21 protein-coding genes and 2 tRNA genes are annotated in these 23328 nt (G+C 56.9%); 8 read left to right on the top strand and 15 right to left on the bottom strand.

What is annotated here, in order from left to right:
- Positions 1-106: 106 nt before the first annotated feature.
- Together BISU_RS06980 and BISU_RS06975 are read left to right on the top strand one after the other, a co-directional pair.
- Entirely contained in the window at positions 107-946 is an 840-nt protein-coding gene (locus tag BISU_RS06980) for a DNA adenine methylase (protein WP_024463308.1), read from the top strand.
- On the top strand, positions 939-2237 hold the full coding sequence (locus tag BISU_RS06975; RefSeq protein ID WP_024463307.1) for a type II restriction enzyme: 1299 nt from the start codon (positions 939-941) through the stop codon (positions 2235-2237). Before BISU_RS06980 ends, BISU_RS06975 begins: the two co-directional genes overlap by 8 nt.
- Before the next feature lie 112 nt (positions 2238-2349).
- Here BISU_RS06975 and BISU_RS06970 read toward each other — a convergent pair whose 3' ends face one another.
- Positions 2350-3183, bottom strand: coding sequence for an SAM-dependent methyltransferase (locus BISU_RS06970; protein ID WP_033502602.1), 834 nt, complete (start codon positions 3181-3183; stop codon positions 2350-2352).
- Positions 3184-3950: 767 nt separating this feature from the next.
- On the opposite strand from BISU_RS06970, the gene BISU_RS11640 reads away from it, so the two are divergent.
- A complete protein-coding gene (locus BISU_RS11640) occupies positions 3951-5150 on the top strand; it encodes a hypothetical protein (protein ID WP_024463305.1) in 1200 nt (399 codons plus the stop codon).
- Positions 5151-5199: 49 nt separating this feature from the next.
- On the opposite strand, the gene BISU_RS06955 is transcribed toward BISU_RS11640, so the two are convergent.
- The 10 genes from BISU_RS06955 to gltX form a co-directional block, all read right to left on the bottom strand.
- The gene (locus BISU_RS06955) at positions 5200-5781 is read right to left on the bottom strand and encodes a hypothetical protein (protein ID WP_024463304.1); all 582 of its coding nucleotides are present in this window, start codon (positions 5779-5781) and stop codon (positions 5200-5202) included.
- 153 nt (positions 5782-5934) lie between these two features.
- Positions 5935-7038 carry a hypothetical protein gene (locus BISU_RS06950; RefSeq protein WP_024463303.1) on the bottom strand — a complete coding sequence of 368 codons (1104 nt, stop codon included), beginning with the start codon at positions 7036-7038 and terminating at the stop codon, positions 5935-5937.
- Positions 7039-7486: 448 nt separating this feature from the next.
- Positions 7487-7609, bottom strand: a complete 123-nt coding sequence (locus BISU_RS13340; protein WP_264298191.1) for a hypothetical protein — start codon at positions 7607-7609, stop codon at positions 7487-7489.
- 117 nt (positions 7610-7726) lie between these two features.
- A complete protein-coding gene (locus BISU_RS06940) occupies positions 7727-8011 on the bottom strand; it encodes a hypothetical protein (protein ID WP_024463301.1) in 285 nt (94 codons plus the stop codon).
- Positions 7986-8246 carry a hypothetical protein gene (locus BISU_RS06935; protein ID WP_033502607.1) on the bottom strand — a complete coding sequence of 87 codons (261 nt, stop codon included), beginning with the start codon at positions 8244-8246 and terminating at the stop codon, positions 7986-7988. The genes BISU_RS06940 and BISU_RS06935 overlap by 26 nt, the downstream gene beginning before the upstream one ends.
- A gap of 1 nt (position 8247) precedes the next feature.
- Complete coding sequence (locus BISU_RS06930; protein WP_024463300.1) at positions 8248-8613, bottom strand: hypothetical protein; 366 nt, start codon at positions 8611-8613, stop codon at positions 8248-8250.
- Positions 8614-8775: 162 nt separating this feature from the next.
- Positions 8776-9981 (bottom strand): tyrosine-type recombinase/integrase, encoded by a 1206-nt coding sequence (locus BISU_RS06925; protein ID WP_024463299.1) that lies wholly within the window; start codon positions 9979-9981, stop codon positions 8776-8778.
- Between the two features lie 94 nt (positions 9982-10075).
- A tRNA-Gln gene (locus BISU_RS06920) sits at positions 10076-10147 on the bottom strand.
- 41 nt (positions 10148-10188) lie between these two features.
- A tRNA-Glu gene (locus BISU_RS06915) sits at positions 10189-10261 on the bottom strand.
- Between the two features lie 581 nt (positions 10262-10842).
- The gene (gltX, locus tag BISU_RS06910) at positions 10843-12390 is read right to left on the bottom strand and encodes a glutamate--tRNA ligase (RefSeq protein WP_024463298.1); all 1548 of its coding nucleotides are present in this window, start codon (positions 12388-12390) and stop codon (positions 10843-10845) included.
- A gap of 601 nt (positions 12391-12991) precedes the next feature.
- Here gltX and BISU_RS06905 point away from each other — a divergent pair.
- The 3 genes from BISU_RS06905 to BISU_RS11635 all read left to right on the top strand — a co-directional run bounded on the left by BISU_RS06905 (position 12992) and on the right by BISU_RS11635 (position 16484).
- The gene (locus BISU_RS06905; protein ID WP_226839096.1) at positions 12992-14221 is read left to right on the top strand and encodes an ABC transporter substrate-binding protein; all 1230 of its coding nucleotides are present in this window, start codon (positions 12992-12994) and stop codon (positions 14219-14221) included.
- A 26-nt stretch (positions 14222-14247) separates the two neighbouring features.
- A complete protein-coding gene (locus BISU_RS06900) occupies positions 14248-15066 on the top strand; it encodes an ABC transporter permease (protein ID WP_081672669.1) in 819 nt (272 codons plus the stop codon).
- Positions 15067-15218: 152 nt separating this feature from the next.
- Complete coding sequence (locus tag BISU_RS11635; RefSeq protein WP_024463295.1) at positions 15219-16484, top strand: DUF805 domain-containing protein; 1266 nt, start codon at positions 15219-15221, stop codon at positions 16482-16484.
- Between the two features lie 185 nt (positions 16485-16669).
- Here the strand turns inward: BISU_RS11635 and BISU_RS06890 are convergent, their stop codons facing one another.
- Complete coding sequence (locus BISU_RS06890; protein ID WP_024463294.1) at positions 16670-17656, bottom strand: hypothetical protein; 987 nt, start codon at positions 17654-17656, stop codon at positions 16670-16672.
- A gap of 74 nt (positions 17657-17730) precedes the next feature.
- Positions 17731-18390: a histidine phosphatase family protein gene (locus tag BISU_RS06885; RefSeq protein ID WP_024463293.1), complete on the bottom strand. Its 660-nt coding sequence runs from the start codon at positions 18388-18390 to the stop codon at positions 17731-17733.
- A 280-nt stretch (positions 18391-18670) separates the two neighbouring features.
- Here BISU_RS06885 and BISU_RS06880 point away from each other — a divergent pair, with 280 nt between their 5' ends.
- Positions 18671-20014: an MFS transporter gene (locus tag BISU_RS06880; protein ID WP_024463292.1), complete on the top strand. Its 1344-nt coding sequence runs from the start codon at positions 18671-18673 to the stop codon at positions 20012-20014.
- Positions 20015-20096: 82 nt separating this feature from the next.
- On the opposite strand, the gene BISU_RS06875 is transcribed toward BISU_RS06880, so the two are convergent.
- The gene (locus BISU_RS06875; protein WP_024463291.1) at positions 20097-20630 is read right to left on the bottom strand and encodes a GtrA family protein; all 534 of its coding nucleotides are present in this window, start codon (positions 20628-20630) and stop codon (positions 20097-20099) included.
- A gap of 333 nt (positions 20631-20963) precedes the next feature.
- On the opposite strand from BISU_RS06875, the gene BISU_RS06870 reads away from it, so the two are divergent.
- The gene (locus BISU_RS06870) at positions 20964-21311 is read left to right on the top strand and encodes a phenylpyruvate tautomerase MIF-related protein (RefSeq protein WP_024463290.1); all 348 of its coding nucleotides are present in this window, start codon (positions 20964-20966) and stop codon (positions 21309-21311) included.
- Between the two features lie 479 nt (positions 21312-21790).
- On the opposite strand, the gene BISU_RS06865 is transcribed toward BISU_RS06870, so the two are convergent.
- Positions 21791-23308 (bottom strand): formate--tetrahydrofolate ligase, encoded by a 1518-nt coding sequence (locus BISU_RS06865; RefSeq protein ID WP_024463289.1) that lies wholly within the window; start codon positions 23306-23308, stop codon positions 21791-21793.
- Positions 23309-23328: the final 20 nt, after the last annotated feature.

Here is a 23328-nt window from a genome sequence, read left to right as displayed (position 1 = left end):
GTTAGCGTGTATCAGCGGGTTATATAGACTGGTTCAGTTAGACTTTAGTTGTTCGAACATTTGTTCTGTTTGTTGTTGTGTGTTGGTGGCAAGGAGGAGAGGCTTGATGCGTGGGAAAAATATTCTTGTGCGACCAGTCCTGAAATGGGTTGGTGGGAAGCGTCAACTTCTGGATGAGATTACGCCTCTTATACCCAAGGCTTCAACTTATGTTGAGCCATTTGTTGGTGGAGGTGCAGTTGTTTTCTCCAAGCAGCCGAAGAAAGCCATCCTCAATGATTTCAATAGTGAACTTATCAATGTGTATCAATGTATAAAAGACAATCCAGACGATTTGTTGTCTTTGTTGAAGGAACATGCAGAAAAGAACACTGCCGACTATTTCTACTCAATCAGAGCGCTTGATAGAGAATCTGGCTATGCTGGACTTTCGAGTGTAGAGAGAGCAGCACGAATCATATATTTGAATAAGACTTGCTACAACGGACTTTACCGGGTAAACGCAGCAGGACAGTTCAATGCTCCATACGGCAAATACAAGCACCCCTCAATTATCCAAGAGCCGGTCATTAGAGCAGTATCACGTTATTTTCGAGAGAATGAGATTACTCTCATGCAGGGTGATTATGCCAAGGCTTTAAAGGGACTGAGGCGTGGTGCATTCGTCTATTTGGACCCGCCTTACATGCCGCTTTCTGAGACTTCTGCTTTCACCGGGTACACCGAGGGCGGCTTTGATTATGGTGAGCAGGTCAGGCTCAAAAATAAGTGTGATGAACTCGTTTCTAAGGGAATCCACTTTTTGGAGTCAAATAGTGATTGCGAAGCAATAAGAGATCTATACTCAGATCAGCATTTTCGTATAAGGACTGTGAAGGCGAAGAGAGCGATTAACTCCAAAGGCAATCACAGGGGTGAGATTAACGAGGTACTGATAAGTGGCTAAGAAGAATATGCCTCCAACAGAGGCGTGGCAAAAGTTAATACAGCAGTATTCAATACCCGATAAAGTTAGTGATTCCGGTAGCGTCATTCTTACCGCTGACGACATACGTGAGTATAGAGAGCCCAGGTTGATGGCAAAGTGGGATTCTGAGGATTATCTACCTCAACCACTTAAGTCAGAACACCTCAACATACTTCCAGTGAGCCGTTCAGCATACATCGTATCTGATGTTTTGCTCTATGAACCTTTGCCATCCTTAGACCAACCCGTCAAAGAGATGACACAGGTCAGACTTCCTCACTATGAAAGTATTGATATCGAGCATATTTCTTCTGAGTCAAACGCCATCAATGCACTCAAGTTATCGGGAATATTAGATGACTTTCTTGGTGAGAAAACAGTCGAAACCTTCAACGGGAGAATGGGATCGGGTGAGTTTGGATTCAATATTAATAGGTTCGGTGGCGGTGCACTACAAGTCGATGTTCAAAATGCACAGCTCGAGATAGATGGTGGTTTCGAAACTGATAACTCGGTTGTTGTCATGGAAGCGAAAAACGTTCCGCATAATGATTTTCTTGTGAGGCAACTCTACTACCCGTATCGTTTGTGGTCTGGAAAGGTTGATAAACCCATCAGACTGATTTTTTCGCAATATACAAATCAGATTTTTAGGCTATTTGAGTATGGCTTTGATTCTCAGAATGATTATTCTTCTATAAAACTGCTTGGTGTGAAAAACTATTCTCTGCAAGATACCACTATTACTTTGGAAGATATTCACGCCACATTAGTCAATACTTGCATCCGAACTGATGACAAGATGGATGGTAATAGTGTTCCATTTATTCAAGCAAACTCAATGGATCGAGTTATTGCGATTCTTGAACATCTTGCTGTTCAAAATATGAATATGCAAGAGGTTGCGGAGTCTATGGAGTTTGATCCAAGGCAGTCCACTTACTATGCTGATGCGGGTATTTATTTAGGGCTGTTCTACAGACCTATCCGAGGAGTTATATCTCTCACAGGTCGTGGAAGAGAAATATTCAAAATGAGGTATCAGGATAGGCAGTTAGCGCTTGTCGCACAGATATTCGAGCATGAAATATTTCAAAGTTTTTTTATAGACATATATAGAACGGGTGAGTTGCCCGACCAAAAAAAGATAGAGGACTGGATGAGGTGGAGAAAGGTTTGTGGTGAAGGTCAGGTAGTTCGAAGAGCAAGTACAGTGCTGAGTTGGTTAAACTGGATGATTTCATTAACAGGGATTTCAGATGAGGAATAAGTTCTCACATCGATTCTGAGCAGTTTTTTGCTTTCTCTCGTGTCTCTACCCGCAATCAAGGTTTTTTACGATTCTGTGTTTTCATGTAGTGCATTTGATCGGTGATTGCCGTTCATATGCTTGCCGTCGATTCTGAGCGGGCGATGATTTCTCTGATTTCGCGTTGATTGATGATTTTTGCACCGGTACTTATCGCTGCTATATGCTGCATCTCTCCCTGACACTCATAGAATGCTGTTGAATCGCCATTTACATACTGCAAGGTTTCACGACTGTATGTGGCGGATTCCGCGAGTGTGAGCACTGTACCGGCTTTGCCACCCACTCGTATGATGGCAAAAGTCGCCATTGATGGGTCTTTTACGAATGAGAAGTTTTCACACTCTGTGGTATGTGTTTCTTGGCGTGCTGTGGCTTGCCACTCAAAAATGCATATGCATGTAGGCACATACGTTTTGAGCCCGTCTGGGAGCCTGTATCTTGCTGTTTCGGGGACTTCTTCGATGGTCTGCACATGATGGTGAGCGCCTATGATACGTTCTGCGTGGCCGGATTTCATGAACGATTTTGGGAGGATGAAAGCGATGGTGTCCGCGAAAAGACTTTCTCGGATGAACTTTTCTGCGAGAGAGAATGGGGGATTTCCAATCACAAGACTGTGGTGCCACCGTTGCGCTTTCTCTCTCATAGGCATGTACACATTTTTCCGTGGGTTCCCGTATGCATCTCTGGGTTCCAACCAGTTCATAGTCTGTATGCCCTCGGCTGCTGGTGCGAGGTCATATGCATACACTGGTGGTAGTGCTGTGCCGCATGATTTCAGGGCTTTGAGTATTGCGCCATCACCTGCGCTGGGTTCTATGATGCTGGCATATGCCGAGGGTTCTACGAGAGATATCAGCCTTGCCGCGATTTCGGGTGGGGTGTAATAGCGTTCAAGATTCATTGCTTATTTTCAAGCCTTTCAAGCCGTCGCTCTATGGATACAAGCCGCTGCAGTAGCGCGTCTGGTGTCTCTCCTGTGAGCCATGTGTGTGCGAGTGGAGCGTCTGTGGGTATGAGCCATCTGCCCTCACTATCCTTGATACCCTCCACGCGGTGCTCTCGAAGGGCTTTTCGTATGGCGCTGATGCTTATGCTGCTCTCTCGTGAGAGCGCTTCGAGTGTCATGTATACACCGCTCTCGGGGTGGCGTATGGGCTTGGTCATGGTGATAGCCTCGGTGTCATGTACGGGTGATAGTTAACTGCTCGTTTTGATATTACTATCTTGTCGAAATCAGAACCTCACGCGATTCACTCCCGTGGGGTTCATTTTTATGCCGTGATGCCAGGCTGGCATGTGTACATGTGTGGCACTGGACAGGCGCGACGATGGCGCGAAGCGGCATCGTATGGGACGGGAAAATCCCGTCCCATAGTATTACGCCTGTCCAGTGCCACCTCTGCCACCCACCCGTTAGCCCTTACGACAGTAGGGCTAATGGGTGGCACTGACTCTCGATTTCCAGTGCCACCCTGCCACCCCGTAATGCCACCCCAATCGTTTTCCGCATATCCCGGTCAGTGCCCACTGGTGGCAATGGTTTCACTGATTTTTCCAGTGCCACCCACTGACACGGAAATCCCGTATAAAACCACAAAAACAGCCCATAAAGCCGCTCATCCGATATTCACCTTTCACTACCGATTTCGACAAAATAGGAGTGAAACGATGAAATCATATATATCCGCTGCCGCATGGCACGCCAAGGCAGACCCGATTAAGGCATACAACATCAAGAATCCCGAGCATACCAAACGCTTGCCACCCGTGGATAACGTCAGAGCAACCGCATGGATGCTGACAATACCCGCGTCAAAACATCTCATCGACGAGGTAAAAGACACACTCGAATCTGGATGCTACGCCGCCATTTTCAGCGAGGAAGCGGGAAGCCATACAGGATACAGACACTATCAAACGCTGGCGGTCTATAAGAGCCGCGCCACAGGTACGCAGGTACGCGGCATGTTTTCGGACGCTCACGTAGAACCAGCGAAAAAAGTGATTGACGCATGTCGCCAATACGTCTCAAAAGAGCGCACTCACATCTCTGGACCGTATAGCATTGGACATTGCGACGACGTGCCGGGCATGGAGATAACCCCACAGGAGGAGCGCCGGAAGGATATCTACGATTACCTCAACACCAAGATTGAGGACGGCTGGCACTATCTTGATTTCGTCCGCGACCCTGAATACCGGGCGTGGGCACTGACACACAAGCAGCAGATTCTTGACCTCACGGAAGCACATGAAGAAGAGACCTTTGGCAACACCGACCGCGGCTTACTGCTCCCTGATGGAGTTCATCGCGCCTTATCTGTGGATTACATCTGGGGACCCACCGAGGTGCACAAGACGGGGGAAGTACTCGACCTTTATGGACGCAAAAACGTGTTCAAGACAAAACTCTCTAAGCCGTTTCCCTTCGACAACTACAAGGGGCAAGAAGTCCTATTATTGGATGATTTCAGGTCTGATCTGCGGTTTAATGATCTCATCACCATACTCGACTCATACCCATATGATACGAACATCAAGGGTAGCCACGCTTGGGCGTGCTGGACGAAGGTAGTTATTTCCGCCAACATACCGCTATCAGAGCAGTACCCCAATCTGAGTGAGCGCAAAGACCCGCTATTGAGACGTTTCGAGCATGGCATCGTCTTCGAGAAGGCCACACCTGATGTTGCTCTCCCATACGCTTCGCGTGAGGACGCAATGAAGGGTGTACGTAATGATGGCGGCGTGAATGGTGTGCCGGGTTTTGCCCCGTCGTGGAAGCGTGCTGCAAGCAGCGCGAGCAGCACGCGCATGGATGGTTCGGGTTTCACCGATGATGATTTTGATAGGCTGTTGAACCGCTGACCCATGTACACAAGAACACCCCACACATTGCGTGTGGGGTGTTCTGATATCAGACTCCACGATAGTAGTTCCTTAACTGATCAAGGTATTGGTTTGTGGAGTTTTCGAGACTCATTGGGTCGGGTATTCCGTTCCCCTTTTTTGGCATTTTTGTATAGTTGTAGTTGTAATCACGCTTTATGTGGTGGCTTTCATAGAGATGATTTTCAAGGATGCTCCAAAAAACATCATAGGGGATTATGGGAAATAACGTGCTGTCGATATCGTCTTTTTCCCTGAATATATCTACTGGTGGAATGCTGTGATATGAGAGTGTGAGCATGGCTTGCTTCCAGTTGAAGTTGTAGCATCCTGTGATGTGCTTCGCTAATCTTATTGCTTTTGAGACGCTTAGATATCGCTCATCCTCATCGTCTATGTAATCCGCAAACTCATCGTCAAAGTTTGGGTAAAGAGTATCCTCAAAGGCTATTGGTAGTAGCCTCTTTGCAATATACAATCGGTTCCACAACCCAACCTGCATATCATCGAATGGATTGGATTCCGTCATCTTTGAGGCTGCAGACTCTGTGAGAAACTCGATTGGTAAGTCATCCATACCCTTCATGACCTTTAACTTGTTTTTACTCATGATTTTCCTTTCTACGGCGTGTCGTATCTCGATAAGTCGTATAATATATATTTTATCATATGGCGAACGGAGTTGCAATATTCTCATTTATATGTATAATGCCCCTGCAACTTGATTAGTTGCAGGGGCATTACTGGGAGTTGATTAGTTGACTCACTGCACGTTGAACTCTGTGCCTTTGAGGAATGAGCCATGCCGTCCAGTGTCGTAGACGAATGCGTACACCATTTTGCTGGTGCCGGTTTTTTCCGCCGCGTTGATGACCGAGTTGAGTATCTGCCCGGTTGCACATGCCCATATGACCGCGCCGAATCGCTTCCTGCCGAAGACACTGCCATACCTGTTCATGGTGGCAACATAGTCGGCTGATGGCTTCGCGTAGCGCTCTACCTCTATCGCAACCGCCGCGCCATCTTTCATGCTCACGGGTGCCAACACCGCGTCTGCGGGGTGCCTTCTCATGAGCGTGGCGGTGAGTTCCTGCTGTGATAGTGGGGTGCCGTTGTCATCCACCATGTCGATACGCACAGCCTCCTGTCCCTGCATATAGGGTGGAATCATATACCACCATGCCTGCGAGTAGAGAAGGTTCACTGCTCCTGCGCCATCCTCCGGCTTGGAGTACAGCATGTCCAGTTGCTCGTTGTCGGGGAGATTTCTCTTGCCGAACTGTTCCGCATACGAATGGTTGATGAGGGGTTCGCCAAGGAGCGCATAGTGTCCATCATGCAAGGCTTCCTGTATGCGTTGGCTTCCCATTGCGCGCGGTATGGGGGTGGGTGAAAGCATCACGCTCATGAACGCGCTTATCCCAAGTTTGTGCTCCTGCTGCGTGGCGTTCTGCCACTCGAATGTTGTCATCGGGGGTAGCGAAATGGGCGCGGTGGCGAAGTCATCGCCACGCGCTGTGAGCGCATACAGCGATTGCGAGGAATCAATATTTTCGATTCTTTCGACAAGTCGGCGCTTGTAAAGGGTCTCCAGCACGCGGTTGTGGCTGACCCCTGTCGGGTAGCCACATACCCTGTCTATGTCCCTGCGCGTGGCTACCCGCACCTGCTGCAGGAAGTCCAATACTCGTGTGCGCCTCTCTTCGCGTTCGTCGGCTGATATGGCCGCCGACCTTCTACCCAATGCCGCCATCTTGGCATGTGCCGGTGCCTCATGATTCTCGATATGCTGTATCGGTATGGTCGGCGGTTTCAACCCCATTGCCTGTGCTGCTGTCCTTGGTCTTGTTCTCTTGATGTCGTTCATGATTGACGTTCCTCTGCCGTTGATACGGCGTTATATGATGACACCGCTCTGGCGTCGTCATATGTCATCTAACAAAACGCGATCAACGCCATTTCACCGTCATCTGGAGCGTCAAATACGTGAGGCGTTTAACGCGGCGTTGCCCAGGTCGTTGCTGTAGCGCCGTGCCTCATGCCGTGGTGGTTTCGAGAGCCACACACAAAAACAGTAATAAAAAAACAATGACGATGAATCCAGAAGAATCCATGCTTACATTGGGGCGTGTCGGCAAAGCCTCCCAAGATATACTCGCTCGCCCAATAACACACTGTTTGAGTGGATGGTAATGCGCAGCGGGAATGAAGTTGCTGGCGCATGGATTTTATTTCTTATTTTTTCTTTTTGGCGTAAAAGAAAATACCCCACACGATTTCGTGTGGGGTATCACCGGTACATGCTACCGACCCTGCTACCTGTGCATCATCTTGACGTTTTCGATGAACACACCCCAGTTGCGCTCGGGTATGGCGGTGGTGGTGGGTGATGGTGTCTGCGTGCCTGTGCCAATCTTGCGACCGGTAGCATCATGCATCGAGTATGTCTGCCCTCTGAAAGCAATGCACCGTTGGAAGGCGGTGTTGACTGCGGACTGCCCATACACTCCATACAGTTCTGTTGCATAGTGGAATCCTTGCATGGTTGCACCCCCCTAGTTGACCTGCTTCACAAGTTCGCCACCGTTGCGAACAAGCGTGCTATTTTGTCCGAGTAGTGCGGGTGCTGCATACACCACCACTGCCGCGATGACGGCAAGCGCGAGGAACACGAGCATCGGGCGGATTTCTCGTTTTACGAGATACATCACTGCAAAAAATCCGGTGATGATTATAATGGCTGGTCCTATGTAGTGTTGCACGAGGGCGCTCCACACTCCCGTGAGGTCTGCTATGTATGCAGATGTCGTGATGTCATTGATTGTTGTTGCTGTTGTCATTTCCTTTCTCCTGTTGTAGTTGTGATTCATCGTGTAGCCCTATGATGCCGTCGAGTGGCATGAGCAAATCTTCGAGGTATTCGTGCATGGTGGGGTATGTGCTCACGCTGTAGTTGTGTACATACTCTTCGATAGTTTTTGCGCCATAGGTCTGCTCCACTGCGGTAAGTAGTTCAGGGTCTACACCCATCGTTCTTGCTTTCAGTTTTGCCTGGGTTATTTTTTCATGCATCATGTCATGCCCCCGTGCGCATCTGCTCTACGAGGTCTGAATCATCATCACTGATGATATGCTCCACCACACTGTGCGTGGCCTTCAGATGATGCGGTAGAGACTCCACTATCTGCTCTGCGCTCATCCCACCGTGGTGCATCTCTATAACAAGGTCTCTGCGTTCCTCGGCGTGGGTTGTGTATACGTGGGTGCCTGCATAGCGTGCGGAATACTCGGCGGTGTGTCCGCTCTGCTCCCACTGCGTTTCTATCAAATCCTCGACTATACCGCTCATGGTTGCACCGGTCTCGGCACTCATGACCCTCAAGTGCTGTCTTGCCTTGCGTGCGATTTCCAATCTGATATCGATGGTATCTTTTTTAGTCATCCTTCTTTCTCCTTATGTGATATGGGTGAGGAACCTCATCCATATCACCTATCTAACAAAAGGCGATTTTGGGATGATTTTGGGCAAGGCTCACGCCTGTACACGGGTGCGGGAACATCTGCGAGAGTGTGGAACAGCGTTGTTCCACTTGTAAGGAAGAGACTATCCGAGGTATTTTTCCATTGCCCCGAGTCCCGAGTCGAGTTCGGTCTGGGTGGCGTGTGTGTAGTAGGAGGTCATTTCGGTGTCGAGGTGTCCGAGGATTTTCGCTGCTGCTTTGCGGTCTACTCCTGCCTGTGCCATGCGTGAGGCGCAGATGTGGCGGTTGTCGTGCAGTCGCCAGTAGTCGTTTTTGCCGGGTTTGAAGTTGGGTTGCACTTCCTTGTAGAAGGCTTCGAGCAGTTCGCGCCATCTGCGGTCTACGCTGGTGTGCGACCATGCGTGGTCGTGGGGGTTGAGGTTGATGATGTCTCTTTCCCAGAGGTATACGCCCTTCCTGCCTTGCTGTTGCACGTCGAGCAGTGCCCTGCGTAGTCTTTCGGGGGCTTTGAAGGTGCGGTCATCGCCGTTTTTCGTGCCGTCCGTGAGATAGAGTCCCGATAGTCCCGATGCCTTGCTGTGGCGTTGTATCTGGTGCATGACGTGGATGGTGCATTGGTTCGGCGTGTTCTCGCCCCAGATGTCCTCCCATTGCAGTGCCATCGCCTCGCTGCGCCGTAGGCCGTTGAGGGTGAGGAGCACGAGGCAGTACATGTCGTGATAGGGGCACGATGGCGGTTCGAGCCAGTCGAGCACCCATCGTGCCCCCGTTATCCATCGGCTGATGTTCTGGTCGAGTTTGCGTCCCGCCTGCGCCTTCGCTTTGGGCTTGGGCACGCCCTCCATGGGGTTGTCGGATATCACGCCCTTCTCGACCGCGTAGGCGAACATTTGTTTGAGTTCGGTGTGGGTGTGGCGGCGTGCGAAGTCCCCGATGCCGTGGTTCGGCAGTGTCGTGTAGAAGATCACGCGCAACGTCTCCGTGTCGTATGCGTCGAGCGGCTCGTTGGTATATGGGATGATGTGCCGTTCGATGTCCCGCTGATACTTGGTGATGGTCTGCGGCTGCGTGTCCGAGGCGCGGCAGTGCTCGATCCATGTGGGTAGGAAGGCCTTGATGGTGGGTGTGGAGATGTGCGCCCGTTTCGTGCGTGTCGCGGCGAGGCTCATGTTGGACAGCAGCGCCGCCCTCGCCTCGCCCTCGGTGGTGCCGTATCCCTGCACCCATCGGCGCGCCTCGCCGTGCCGGGTGATTTCCAGTCTGGCGCATGTGCGCGTCCTGCCGTGCACGGTGGTGGTGAAGATTCTGATGTCCTTTGCCCTGCCCATGCGACCATCATATCTCGTCTATACATTGGTCTATACAAAAAAGCCCGAATCAGGTCTTGATCTTCGTTGGAATCAAGCCATTTTCGGGCTATCGCTGGGGTACCTGGACTCGAACCAAGAACAATTGAACCAGAATCAACCGTGTTGCCAATTACACCATACCCCAATTGGCAGGCGTTGCAGCTGCGAGCAGTTACAGCGTCTTCGTACCTCCAACCGGATTTGAACCGGTGTTGGCGCCGTGAGAGGGCGTAGTCCTAGACCGCTAGACGATGGAGGCTTAAATTATTCGTCACCCTTTCAGGCAACAGCATGTAAATATACCGGCATCCGCCACCAAGCGCAAGACGGCGTGTCGAGCCGTTAAGCGGGCAACGCTGTGCGTTGCCTGTAGGCGAAGTGAGGCTCCGCCAAGGAGCCGAAGGACGATGCCAACGGCATCGTCAGTTCGTAGGCTCGACCGAGTGCCCACCAAGGGCACGAGGCTGAACCGTTAAGCGGGCAACGCAGTGCGTTGCCCGTAGGTGAGGTGAGCAGCCACTAAGGCTGCGAAGGACAGTGACAAGGGCACCGTCAAGCCTCCGGCTGAGCTACGGCTGGACGGCTACCACACCAGTCCTACGGACACGGAATATGAGACGCCGCCGAATCGTTAAACATACCGGCGCTACCTGGCTCTGTCTTGTTTGCGACAGTTTCCAGCGTCAAATGTCAGATGCAATACAGAGCTGACCATAGTCTGTCTTGTTTCTGCCATTAATGGAGGCTTATTGTCAGAAACAAGACAGAGTCGCCAATCCCTCCCGGCCGCTGCGGCAGCCTTTAGGAAACGCCATACCATAGGCAGGCCCCGTCATCCCCTCACCGCTGCGCGAGCAGCCCCTTGAGCCGCGCCACGGTAATCGCCTTGCCGACGATCTGCATGGACTCGAACAACGGCGGGGATACGCGGCGGCCGGACAGCGCCACGCGCACCGGGCCGAAGGCGAGCCGGGGCTTGTAGCCGCCATCCTCCACCAGCGCCTGGGTCAGCGTCTCGTGCAGATTGTCGGTCGTCCAAGCTGATTCTTCGATCGGCTCCAATGCGGCGATGGCCTTGCCGAGCACATCGGCTGCCGAATCCTTGAGCTGCTTGCGCGCGTCAGCCTCAGGTTCGAGGTATTCCGCGTCGCTCAGCAGGCTGCCGACCATGCCCGACACCTCGCCGAGCAGCCGCACGCGCGGCTGGACCAGTTCGGCCGAAGCGCTCAGAATCTCCCGTTCGCGGTCGGTGAGCTCATCCCACGAGTCAGCCGAAACCACGCCGTCGCGATGCAGGTAGGGCACGGAACGATTCAGGAAGTCCTGCGGCTCCAGCATGCGGATATGCTCAGCATTGATGGCGATGGCCTTGTCGATGTCGAAGTGGGCCGGGTTGGCCTTCACGTCGCGCACGTCGAAATGCTCGATCAGCTCGCTCATGGAGAACACGTCGCGGTCGGGGCCGATCGACCAGCCGAGCAGCGCCAGATAGTTGAGCAAACCTTCGGGGATGAAGCCGTTCTCGCGGTGCAGGAAGAGGTTCGACTCCGGATCGCGCTTCGAAAGCTTCTTCTTGCCTTCGCCCATCACATACGGCATATGGCCGAACAGCGGCATTTCGCTCGCCACGCCGAGCTTGATCAGGTAGCGGTAGAGCACGATCTGGCGCGGGGTGGAGCTGAGCAGATCCTCGCCGCGCAGCACGACGTTGACGCGCATCATCGCGTCATCGACCGGATTGGTGAGCGTGTAGAGCGGATCGCCGTTCGGCCGCACGATCACATAGTCCGGCACCGAACCGGCCTTGAATTCGATGCGCCCACGAATCAGATCGTCGAAGGCGACGTCGTCATCGGGCATGCGGATACGCAGCGCGGGCTTGCGGCCCTCGACGCGGAAGGAGGCCTTCTGCTCCTCGGTCAAATCGCGGTCGTAGCCGTCGTAGCCAAAGGCCTTCGGACGGCCGGCGGCGAGGTTGCGCGCCTCGATCTCGTCGGAGGTCGAATACGATTCGTAGGCATAGCCGGCGTCCAAGAGCTTTTGGGCGACATCACTGTAGATCGCGCTGCGCTCGGACTGACGGTACGGGCCGTCAGGACCGCCCACTTCAACGCCCTCGTCCCAGTCGATGCCGAGCCACTTGAGCGCGTCGAGAATCTGGTTGTAGCTTTCCTCGCTGTCGCGCACGGCGTCGGTGTCTTCGATGCGGAACACGAAGGTGCCGTGGCTGTGGCGTGCCTGAGCCCAATTAAACAGCGCGGTGCGCACCATGCCGACGTGCGGGGTGCCGGTGGGCGACGGGCAGAATCGGACGCGGACGTTTTCAGGGAGTTCGGGCCTGCCTTCGGCGGCGGGTCGTGGTTGGGTTGCGGTTTCAGCTTGAGTCATACGCCCTATTGTGCCGCGCAACTGCGACGTGGTGCGCCGATGCATATGAGGAGAACTTCAATCCTGGCCTACCGGCCTTATCTGTAGTGGTTTTCCGGCGCTCCAGTCATGTGTCCGCCTGCTCTGCAGCGCCAAATCGATGCACTCCCGAGCAGGAAACGTCCCAAAATCACGGCAACACCTCGATCGTAGGCACGGTCTATATGATCCAGCACTGCGGATAAGGGAGACAGGCCTGCTGACGGGCTTTGAGGAAGCTCAGCCGGGATCCAGCACTGCGGATAAGGGAGACAGACTTCAGCGCATGCGGAAATCCACTACAGCTAATGGAGACACTATGAACGATGCCTGTCATACCCACGCCATTGGGTCCCAGAGGCCTTGGCTGCGGTTCAGGCCGGCCGTAAACCGCGATCCCCGTCCGGCTCAGCGCTATACTGGACTGCGTTCGCGCGGTTGGTGGCAGCAGCCGCGCCAAAATCAGCAGAACAGGCATCTCTTGCGACGGCGAGTCGTATGGGATGCAGCCTGATGCATCGCGCGGACTCCTCACCTTTCCGCGCTTTGCCTCGGGCCATAGCAGCAAAGGCAAGGTGACAGCATGGCCGCTTCAGGTCGCAATCACGATTCTTCCGGACGGTTCGCGCAGATGTTGCGCGCCGCTGCCCACGGCAGCGCCATCCGCAGCACAGCAGACGAGTCTTCTTCTCCTATCGATAGGCGGCGCGTGTACAGGCAGCGCGGCCAATCGCGGCTGCGCACAAGCCTTCGTGCGGCATTCGCGGCGCTGCTCTGCGCATCTCTGGTGCTAGGCGCGGCAGCGTGCGGCAGCGCGAATGACGCCTCCTCGTCCGGCGACGCAACGAAGCTGTCGTTCATGCTCGACTGGACGCCCAATACGAATCACATCGGGTTGTATGTCGCGCAGAAGCTCGGCTACTTCAAGGACGCAGGCGTCAATCTCACCATCCTGCCCACCGCTCAGGCCGGCGCGGAGACCAGCGTGGAGAACGGCGTGGCCAACGTAGGATTCACGACGCTGAGCAATGTCGCGGCGTTCAACGCGCAAGGCGCCAAGCTGCGCTTCGTCTTCGACCTGACACAGAAGCCGGTCGCGCAATGGTGCGCACTGGCCAGTCGCAAGGACATCGTCACTCCGAAGGACCTCTCCGGCAAGACCTTCGTCAGTTTCGGCTCGGCCGAGCAGAATGCGGTCGTGCGGCAGATGATCAAGCACGCCGGCGGCACGGGCGAGTTCAAGACCGCAACCGCCGGAACGAACACCTTCGCCACATTAAGCAGCGGTAAAGGCGACTTCGGCGGGTTCTACGCTACCTGGGAGGGCGTGGAAAGCAAGCTCAATGGCCCGGCGCTGAACTGCTTCGAAGCCGCCGACTGGGGCGTGCCCGGCAACCCCGACCAGCTGGGATTCGCCGTCAACGCCTCGTGGCTCAACGACAGCGCGCACCAAGCGACGCTGCGCCACTTCCTCGCCGCAGCAGCCAAGGGCTATGACTACGCGCTGGCGAACCCGCAAAAGGCCAGCGACATCCTCGTAGCACAGACCAAGGAATCGCAGCTCGACCCCAAGCTGGTGCGGGCTTCGATGGATACGATCATCGACCGCAATTACTGGACGACCGCGAAGGATGCCAAGCGTGTGACCGGAGCCACCGATTTCGACGCCGCCCAGCAGTATCTGGATTTCCAGAACAATGCGGGCACCTACGCCTCGGACAAGGACAAAGCCAAGGCCAAGGACGGCACGAGCGGCACGCCAGGCCAGGCGCCGCAGGCCAGCAAGCTCGCCACCAATGATTATCTGTCCTGATGACTATCGGTCCTAGGCCTGACAGCATGCGGCGATCAGCCCCGGCAACCAGACGACGGCATGGCGCCGGGCGTCTGGTGCGACGCTCGCTGCCTCCGATCGCATCCATCGGCGCGCTGCTGGCCGTTTGGGAGGCGGCGGTGCGTCTCGGGGGCATCAGCGAGCGCACGCTTGCCGCTCCCAGCCAGATCGTCGCCTCGATGATCGACACCTGGCCCGATCTCATGTCGGCCGCCGCCATGACCGTGTATGAAACGGCTATCGGCTTCGTAATCGCCGTGGCGGCGGGCGTCGGCATCGGCGTGCTGCTGTACTCCTCGACGGTGCTGCACCGTGCGCTCTACCCGCTGCTGACGGCTGCGCAGACGATACCGCTGATTGCCATCGCCCCGCTGTTCATGCTGTGGTTCGGTTTCGACCCGACCGGGAAAATCGTGCTGGTTGCGGTGCTGGGATTGTTCCCTGTTGCCGTGCAGACCACGCGGGGTTTGCAAGCCGTGCCGCGATTCTATGAGGATGTGGCGCTCACCTGCGGCGCGAACCGCTCGTGGACGCTGTGGCATGTGAAGCTGCGCGTCGCCGCCCGGCAAATATTCGGCGGCATCCGCATCTGCGCGGCATACGTGTTCGGCACCGCGGTGACCGCCGAGTATTTGGGCGCTACTTCAGGCTTGGGCATCTGGCTGCAAGGCGCATTCAACTCCTTTCGCACCCCGCCCATTTTCTCGGCCACGATTGTGATCATCGCCGGCACCGGCGTGCTGTTCGCGCTGATCGCGCTGGCTGAATACCTGCTGCTCGGCCCGGCGAGCGAGGATGCGCTGGACGAGGAGGAAGGCCAATAGAATCGGCAGCCGCGATTCTGTTTCTGCGATGTCTTCGCATCGCTCGTAGCAAGGCTTCCATGCCTTTCAGCTTTCTTTATGGACAGCTGAAGACTTTTTGTCACAACGTCTGCGAGAATGGAAATGTACGCAATCATGCTGAAAGGGACATCATGACCGATTCACAGCAATATCCTGGCAATCCGGACGCCAACGACGACGGCTCCTCGCGCCCCCAGAACACGCCCTACGCTTCCCCGACCGCCTCCGAACCGAATGATGCGCAGACCGCATCACCCGTGACGAATCCAGCCGCAGGCCAAGCGCCGCAAGGCTCCTACGAGGTTTCGCCAACGCAGCAGGAATCTCCGGTTCCGCCTGAGCCGCAAACCACGCAGAACAATGCTCAGCAGCCGCAATACAGGCAGTCGCAGTACGGACAGCAAACTCCGCAGTATCAGGCTCCTTACGACGGCGCATATTCGCAGCCGCCCGCTGCGGGCACTGGCGCTTCCGAGTCCAATGGCTCCTCATACGGCGCACCGCAATATAATGCGCAAAATGCTCCGCAATATGCCAGCGGACCAAGCTACGGCCAGCAGCAATACGCAGGATACGGCCCCGGGCAGCCTTACAGCCCGGGATTTTCACCAGCGGGGGTACCGCCGCTGAACAAGCCGTATTATGGCTGCCCCTTCCCTGAGGCAATCAAGCGCTTCTTCCAGAAGTACGTCGTTTTCAAAGGCAGAGCCTCGAAAAGCGAACTCTGGTGGGCCTTCCTCGGCGTAGCCGGAGTGAACATGATTCTGAGCATTCTCAACAACGCTGCCGACCATCGGCTGTCGTGGCTGTCCACATTGTGGAGTCTGGCAGTGTTCCTCCCCTCCCTCTCCGTCTTGGTCAGGCGCGTGCATGACTCCAACAAATCCGGCTGGTGGGCCGCGCTGCCGTACGGCTTGGGCGTGCTCGCAGGATTGTTCGCCATTCTGGTAGCCGTGCAGACCATCGCCACGGTCGGCCACGCCGTTTTCACAGGCTCTGCGAGAGGCGGCGCTGGAATAGTCGTCTTGGGCCTGCTCACTGCATTGTGCGGCATCGGCGCTCTCGCGTCCTTCATCGTGCTTGGCGTTGCGAATTCCGATCCCGCCGGCATTCAATACGACGACGACTTCCAATCTCAGCAAGCCGGCTACCCGGGCGGATACACCCAGAGCCAGCCCTACAGCGGTCAGCCTTATGCGGCCGGCCAGGCGCCCTATGACCAGAATCAGCAGTCGTACGGCAACCCCGGTCAGGATTCCTACCAGCCGCAGGGCGGATACGTCGGCGGCACAGGAAACGGCGAATACCCGGCAGGCGGCGAATCCCAGCCGACACCGGGCTACTCGCAGCCAGCAAATGACCCAGCCAACGGGCAGAACGGCAACTCCGCGAATTGACATAGGCGCTGATCGGCTTCACTGAACAGCGGCAGGCAGCACACGATAAGGCTCTCCACTCATTATGGGTGGAGAGCCTTATCGCTTTTTAGTGCGCAGCAATGCAGCGATGCAGCAATAATTTGTACGGCCTGCCCTGCTGGTCGTTGCGGCCGCTTCCGCGGTGACGTCGCAGTGACGTCGATTCAGTGACTGGCTTCGGGCACATTGGCGAATTTTGCGGCGAGCGCCTCCTTGTTCTTGCGCTCGTCCTCCTCCTTCGCCTTCTTCTTGGCCTCTTGCGGATCCCAGAGCACGTCTTCGCGGTGTTTCGCCCATTCGGCGGCGGCCAACGGCGCAATCGCCCGGGCCACGGCGAGATTGGCGTCCGCATTCGACCCCGCCGCACCAGTGCCGTCGCGGGCATCGATCACATCAAGAAACTCCTGCGCGGGGACGAAGATGCTCGGAATCGAAACCCGCTCGCATAATTCGTTGGCATACAGCATCACCGGCAGCGCACGCCTGGCCCGCAGCCGCGCCGATTCGGCGTCGTCGCCCTGAAGACTTGGGTCATCGCCCTGCCCGATCACGCCAAGCAGCCCGTCGATCGCCGTCAGCACGGTGGCCAGCCGCTGCGCCGCTGCTTCGAGGTCGCCATCGCCCGAAGAGCCCGTTGCCGAATCCGAATGCGCATCCGCCGTCGAACCCTGCGATTCCCCGTCGCTCTCGGCTTGCTGCGCCATGCCGCCGAAAACCACATTCTCTATCTCTTCAAGCGCCTGCGCGACCGCATTGACGGTGTCCCCATCCCAGTCGACCTTCAATGCGCCGCAGCCGCCCATGACCAGCGACGTGTCACCGGTTTGCGAGTAGTCGGCCATGGTGTCGCAGGCGTCGTTCGCGGCCATCAGCGCATTGACGATGCCCTGCGGACGCCCTGGTATCTCGTCGGCGCCCTCGTAGACGAATTCGGCGTCTGGGATCGTCACCTCCTCGCCGGTCATAATCGCGGCAATCGCACGCGTGATGCGCACCTGAAGGTTCTCGGCGTATTTCGAATCGTTGTCCATCAGCTTGGCATCGCCCAGCGGCCACAACGACATCAGCTCGACCCCTTCGACCGCAGCCTCGCGCACCTCGGGAAGGATCGCGGCACGCACGATCAGCTCATCCTGCATATGAAACGTCATTTCAAGCTCCTTTGCGTCTGCACTGCTTCCATTATGCCTCTGCTGCGTCTTCTCATCGTGCGTTCGCCACGCGATCACAGCACGTCGGCGGCCGGGTCGGCGTAGTCGATGGACAGCACCCTGCCCGTCTCGCAATCGTAGGTGATCGAGGTCACCGAGGCGAGCGCGGTATGGCGCATAAGCATGTTGTGCTCAGGATGCCCGGTCTCCAGCAGATGCCGGTAGGACCAGATCGGGGATTCGTGGCTGACCACGATGATCTGCTGGCCTTGGTACTGCTGGATTTTCTCATCGGCGAAATCGCTTACCCGCTGCGCGATCTGCGCATAGGTCTCTCCCCAGCTCGGCTTCCATAGATTGGAGACCAGTCTGAGATTGCGCTGCCGCCACAGCGCACCGTCGCCGTGGCCGATGCGGGTCCCACGAAACTCGTTGCGCGCCTCGATAAGGCGATCGTCGGCAATCAACGACAACGGGGCCTGCCCGCGTTGCGCACGTTGCGCATTGAGCTGTGCGAGAATCTCGCCGGCCGTCTCGCGCGTGCGCTCCAACGGCGAGGAGTACAGGGCCGTCACGGTGTTCAGTTGCGGGTTCTGGGCGATGTACTGCGCCGTCGCCCGGGCCATGCGCACTCCGGACCCCGAGAGGTGAAAGCCCGGAAGCCGTTCATACAGCAGATGGTCAGGATTCTCGACCTTTCCATGACGTACGAAGTGGATGGTGGTTGACGGCATGGCCAGTCCCTTTCCCGTGCGCCGAGGATGAACTCGTGCGCCCCGACTTTCTGGTTCGCGATTGCATATGCATCCGGCCCCTATGGACCGCTCAGTCCCTATTGGACCGGTGAACTCCTCAGTCCTATCAAACCAATCGGTTCATCGGCCAAAGCACCGCGTGTCGCAATCCGAGCCTTATTACACTTGCACAATCGTACCCGATGTACGAATCTGCCTTCACTTCCCCCGCATCATTTTCTCCTGCCCCATGCACCATGTACTCGCGTAAAGGAACGCCATGAGCAACCCCGTGTTCTCCGGCCTCACAGAAGTCACCCATCGCCTGTTCGGCGGATATGCCGAACTGCTGCGCATGCCCCATACCGCTCGTTTCTCCGTCGGGTCGGTCCTCGCCTGCATGCCATTCCCGATGATCGGCATGACGATCACCATCGCGGTGCAGCACTACTACCGCAACTATGCGCTGGCCGGAGCCCTGGCCGCGATTCAGGCGATTGCGATGGCTGTCGTGGGCCCACTGCTGGGCAAGCTGGTCGACAAATTCGGGCAGCGCGAGGTCGCCATCCCTACCATCGTCATCTGGATCATTGCGGCAGGCGCCATGGTCGCGTGCATCACCACGCGCGCGCCGCAGTGGATTCTGTTCGTCATCGCGCCGTTCATGGCGGCGATACCGCCGTGGGGCGCGATGAGCCGCAGCCGGTGGACGCACCTGCTCAAAGGCGACCGCGTGCGCACGGACCGGGCGATGTCGCTTTCGGGCGTCTTCGACGAATGCATGTGGGTCATCGGCAATCCGCTGGCCTCGGCGCTGGCCGTCATTTCCGGCGTGCTCGCGTTCGGCGTCACCGGCGCATGCGTCGTCATCGGAGCACTGATGTTCCTCACCGAACTGACGACCGAGCCTCCCTCGCAGACCATACTGGCCAAGCAGGCCGGCCTCACGCGCAGACAGTATCGCCAGCGCGAGGCGGCCAAGACCGAGCAGCTGCGCAGCGGCGACTCAGCCAAACCGAAGCGCGTCAAGCAGTCGATCTGGGGGCCGGGCCTCATCGCGCTGTGCGTGACCTGGTTCGGGCTGGGCGCGTTCCAAGCGGCGGCAAGCATCTCAATCATCGCCTTCGCCACGGAGCAGGACATGAAGCAGTACACCGGCCTCGTCTTCGCCTGCTTCTCGCTCAGCTCGCTGTGCGGCGCCATCGTCTACGGCGCGAAGAACTGGACCATTCCGTTGTGGAAGCGCTTCTACTTCTGCCTGGCCGTGGTCAATATCGGCATCGGAACGTTCCTGTTCGCCAGGCACTTGTGGGTCATTATGATCATCTACCTGATCATCGGCGTATGCCAGGCACCCACTTGGATCAACGGCAACCAGCTGCTGCTCCATATCGTGCCGCCTACGCGCTTCACCGAAGGCGTGGCATGGATCGGCGCGATGAATTCGATCGGCGGATCGGTGGGTTCGGCGGTTGCGGGCCTGTTCATCGACCGGGCCGGCTCGCAGGGTGGATTCTTCATCGTCACTTTGCTTGCGCTACTCTCGCTGGTGCTTGCCTTCGTCGGTTTCAAGCAAATCAAATCGAGCACGGAGACGCCTACGCTGACCGCGATCACCGTCTAGCGGCGGCTTGCGCACTGCCCTATTGCTGCCACTGTCTGCCGGTGTCTACGGTGCGCTGATTGCGCTACCAGCTCTTTCGGCCTTACTTCCAGCCTTTCGGCGTGTGCGCGAGGGACCACAGCCCCAGCCGGTGCGAGAAGCTGCGCTCCCACTTGGCGTCCAGCTGATCCGTGGTCAGCCGGTTCGATTTGCCTTTGAGCCGGTTCATCGCGTTGGTATGAGTATCATCCAGCAGCCATTTCCTGATCACGAAGTTCCAGATCATGACCACGGCGGTGGCGACCAGTTTGCCGGCATTCGTGCGCAGCACATACTGCGTGCTCTGCGAGACGTAGGCGTCGTGGTTCATGCCGTACGTGCTGATCCACAGGATGGCGTCGTTGATGAACAGCCCTATCGCCGCGGCTGCGAAGAAAATAAGGATCTCCATCCAGCGCGCCATATCCTCGCGATGCTTGAACACGTATTTCATGCTGGCCAAGTAGTTGAATACGAGCGATATCAGGAAGGAAACAGTGCCGGCCAACACATTGTGCATGTGCAGGCCCCACACCAAGGCATTCAGGATGCCCCAATCGATGATGAAGGCGACGACGCCCACGATGCCGAACTTCATCAGCTGTTCAATCAGTTTTCTCACAACGCTCCATTAAACACGTCGCAGCCGATAACGCAGCAGGCTCGCACGCAATCTGAACCGAACCCATGCATTCGCCTTGGCGTCCAGTCGCAGGCTGATGCGGTTCCGCCCTGCTCTGGCCCTATCCGACGCCTGCTCTGCCCGGCCTGCCCCAGCTCTGACTCGCGCTCCTCTAATTGTCAGGAATCGTCGAGCCCGCTCATATGCCCGGCCGCAATCAGCAAGCCGGATTAGACTGAGTGGCACGACTATTCAGCTATCCACTGTCGCCGTACCCATTGTCGTCCATCCATCGGAAAGGGAAACATCATGCCAGTCATCCACACTCATGTCTCAGTATCCACCACGCCCGAGCAGCGCGAGGCGCTCAAAGCCGCCTACGGCAAGGCGATCACGGCGGTTCCCGGCAAGTCCGAAGGCTGGTTGATGTGCCCCTTCGAAGACGATATGCCCATCTACTTCGCCGGCGACGACAGCAAGCCCGCCGCCTACGTCGAGGTGAACGTCTTCGGCCGCAGCGTCCCAAGCTCAGCCTGGGAGCAACTCACCGCGAGCATCATGAAGGCGCTCAACGGCGAGCTCGGCATCCCCGAGGACCGCACCTACATCCGCTACACCGCCACCACCGACTGGGGCTGGAACGGCGGCAATTTCTAACGCAGCCGCAGCCGCGGCCGCAGCGTGACGTTGCGGCCGCCTGAAGTTGGCTTGCTCGTCGCATGCAAAAGATGGGAATCTGCAGAATCCACATTCTTCGCAAAATCCGAGTGCTGAAATCCTGCAGACATGCACGAAAATCAGCTATCTGCGTTATGTGTAGCGTTATTCCGCCCTTGCTCAGGTCTATCTGCGTTGTGTGAGGCGCTAATCTTGCGACACCCCAAGTAGCAAGGCCGGAAAATGGCGGTTTCTGTCATCCGGTACTCGGGTCTGCGCGAAATAGCGCCACACACAACGCAGATAGACCTCCGCCGCACTCCCATAACGCTACACATAACGCAGATGCATGCGTAAAACGGGAAAATCACATACGCTACAACGCGAAAATCACGAAACTCACCATATCGCAGTGTATGAAGGCGACGCGCCCAGACCGGGTGCGCCGCCTTCATAACGATTGAGCAGTTGCCGCGCACTCACACGATCTTGGGCATCGGGGTGGTCAGCGACGTGGTCAGGTTGACCTGCACGAGGCCTGCGCCGGCGTGGACTTCGACCTTTTTCAGGGTCACCGTATGTTCGGCTTCCGGCGCGGAATCGTTGTCGGTCATCACGGCCGGCGACTTGACGGCCACGAAGGCCAGCTCATCGAGGTAGAGACCCGCATCGGCACACAGATCCCGGGCCTGGGCGAGGGATGCGCTGAACCCATCCTTGAGCAGCACGCGCTCGGCCGGCACGCCATAGGCATGTTCGGCAACCCACTTGGCGTTCTCGGTCAGAGACATGCCGCGATGGCTGTGCGGCTGCGCTGGCGTTTCGCCGTTCTGCAGCGCGTCGATGAAACCGCCGAGCTGGTCGCCCAGCGCATCGCCGCCGTCGCGGAACAGGTTGCCGATAATCGGATCGCGGAACTCCAAGGTCTTCGCGGTTTCGCGCAGCGACGCGATCTCGCCATCCTCGCCCTCCCACAGGTTGATGAGCGGGAAAGTGGGAATATCAAGGCCTTCGAGGCGCTGGACATGGAAGGGATAGCGCCACGACAGCGCCGGATCGTCGCGCCAGGTGGTCGCGCGCGTCACGATCACGGCGGCCGAAGGCCACTGCGCGCCATAGTCGCGGCAGGCGATATCGAGCCACTTCTGCGCGCCGGCGTCCGCGCCGTACCCGGCCTCGACGACCACCACATCGTGCAGCGCGCACGCCATTTCAACCGACACCAGCGAGGGGATGCCGATGGACACGTTCGCGAAGGGGCCGCAATGCACGTAGACGGGCGAGCCAGCCTGCGTCTCGGTGAGCGCCGGCTTGACCGCGTCGAGCAAAATGTTGGTGATACGCCACAAATCGATGAATTCGCCGTATTTTACCGGCTTGCCATCCTTGGTTCCGGCGATCATCGCGGCGACCCGCTCGCCGATCTCAGCCATGGAGCGCGACAGCACCACGATCTGCATCAGTTCGCTGGTCGGGGTCAGCACGACGCGTTCGGGCACATTGCCCTTGCCGTAGTCGACGGCGATCTGGCGCAGCGAGCGCGAAGGGACCTCACTCACCCGAGGAGTCAGAATCGTGTCGAGCAGGCCCTCATCCACAGCCTTTTCGGCGAAAGAGACCAGCAGGTTCTGCGCTGCGGCGATGGCGGTCATCTCGCCGCACAGGCCCCAATCCACGAGTTCGGGATGGGTCAGCGATGCCTTGCCGCCGCCCGACGCGCCGCCCTTGGAACCGGCTGCGGTGATGCCCATGCTCGGCTGGCGCAGCACGGCGGCCGCGTCGATGCCTTTGGCGCGCAGCGCATCGATCAGCGCGATGGTCGTGGTGGTCTTGCCTTCGCCGCGCGAGGCTTTCAGCGGCGTGTCGGCCGTGACCAGCACGACTTTGCCATGCTTGCGTTCGAGGCTGGAATCGCTGTTCAGCTGCGCGAGATAGCCGAAGGCGTCGATTTTGCGCACGAGGCCGTATTGGGTGGTGAACTGATCGATCAGTGGCATTGTTCCTTGTCTTTCATGTC

Origin of the sequence: Bifidobacterium subtile (assembly GCF_000741775.1) — a bacterium.
In the GTDB taxonomy this organism is placed as follows: Bacteria; Actinomycetota; Actinomycetes; order Actinomycetales; family Bifidobacteriaceae; genus Bifidobacterium; species Bifidobacterium subtile.
This window is presented reverse-complemented; position numbering and strand designations above follow the sequence as displayed.

Bases quoted from the DNA above. Each gene is read 5' to 3' on its own strand.
- BISU_RS13340 (WP_264298191.1), bottom strand. From the start codon at position 7,609: ATGCATGATGCTACCGGTCGCAAGATTGGCACAGGCACGCAGACACCA.
- BISU_RS06880 (WP_024463292.1), top strand. From the start codon at position 18,671: ATGAGCAACCCCGTGTTCTCCGGCCTCACAGAAGTCACCCATCGCCTG.
- BISU_RS06900 (WP_081672669.1), top strand. From the start codon at position 14,248: ATGCGGCGATCAGCCCCGGCAACCAGACGACGGCATGGCGCCGGGCGT.
- BISU_RS11640 (WP_024463305.1), top strand. From the start codon at position 3,951: ATGAAATCATATATATCCGCTGCCGCATGGCACGCCAAGGCAGACCCG.
- BISU_RS06950 (WP_024463303.1), bottom strand. From the start codon at position 7,038: ATGAACGACATCAAGAGAACAAGACCAAGGACAGCAGCACAGGCAATG.
- BISU_RS06935 (WP_033502607.1), bottom strand. From the start codon at position 8,246: ATGATGCATGAAAAAATAACCCAGGCAAAACTGAAAGCAAGAACGATG.
- BISU_RS06875 (WP_024463291.1), bottom strand. From the start codon at position 20,630: ATGAAGTTCGGCATCGTGGGCGTCGTCGCCTTCATCATCGATTGGGGC.
- BISU_RS06885 (WP_024463293.1), bottom strand. From the start codon at position 18,390: ATGCCGTCAACCACCATCCACTTCGTACGTCATGGAAAGGTCGAGAAT.
- gltX (WP_024463298.1), bottom strand. From the start codon at position 12,390: ATGACTCAAGCTGAAACCGCAACCCAACCACGACCCGCCGCCGAAGGC.
- BISU_RS06940 (WP_024463301.1), bottom strand. From the start codon at position 8,011: ATGACAACAGCAACAACAATCAATGACATCACGACATCTGCATACATA.
- BISU_RS06905 (WP_226839096.1), top strand. From the start codon at position 12,992: ATGGCCGCTTCAGGTCGCAATCACGATTCTTCCGGACGGTTCGCGCAG.
- BISU_RS06955 (WP_024463304.1), bottom strand. From the start codon at position 5,781: ATGAGTAAAAACAAGTTAAAGGTCATGAAGGGTATGGATGACTTACCA.
- BISU_RS06970 (WP_033502602.1), bottom strand. From the start codon at position 3,183: ATGAATCTTGAACGCTATTACACCCCACCCGAAATCGCGGCAAGGCTG.
- BISU_RS06890 (WP_024463294.1), bottom strand. From the start codon at position 17,656: ATGACGTTTCATATGCAGGATGAGCTGATCGTGCGTGCCGCGATCCTT.
- BISU_RS06865 (WP_024463289.1), bottom strand. From the start codon at position 23,308: ATGCCACTGATCGATCAGTTCACCACCCAATACGGCCTCGTGCGCAAA.
- BISU_RS06925 (WP_024463299.1), bottom strand. From the start codon at position 9,981: ATGGGCAGGGCAAAGGACATCAGAATCTTCACCACCACCGTGCACGGC.
- BISU_RS06930 (WP_024463300.1), bottom strand. From the start codon at position 8,613: ATGACTAAAAAAGATACCATCGATATCAGATTGGAAATCGCACGCAAG.
- BISU_RS11635 (WP_024463295.1), top strand. From the start codon at position 15,219: ATGACCGATTCACAGCAATATCCTGGCAATCCGGACGCCAACGACGAC.
- BISU_RS06870 (WP_024463290.1), top strand. From the start codon at position 20,964: ATGCCAGTCATCCACACTCATGTCTCAGTATCCACCACGCCCGAGCAG.
- BISU_RS06980 (WP_024463308.1), top strand. From the start codon at position 107: ATGCGTGGGAAAAATATTCTTGTGCGACCAGTCCTGAAATGGGTTGGT.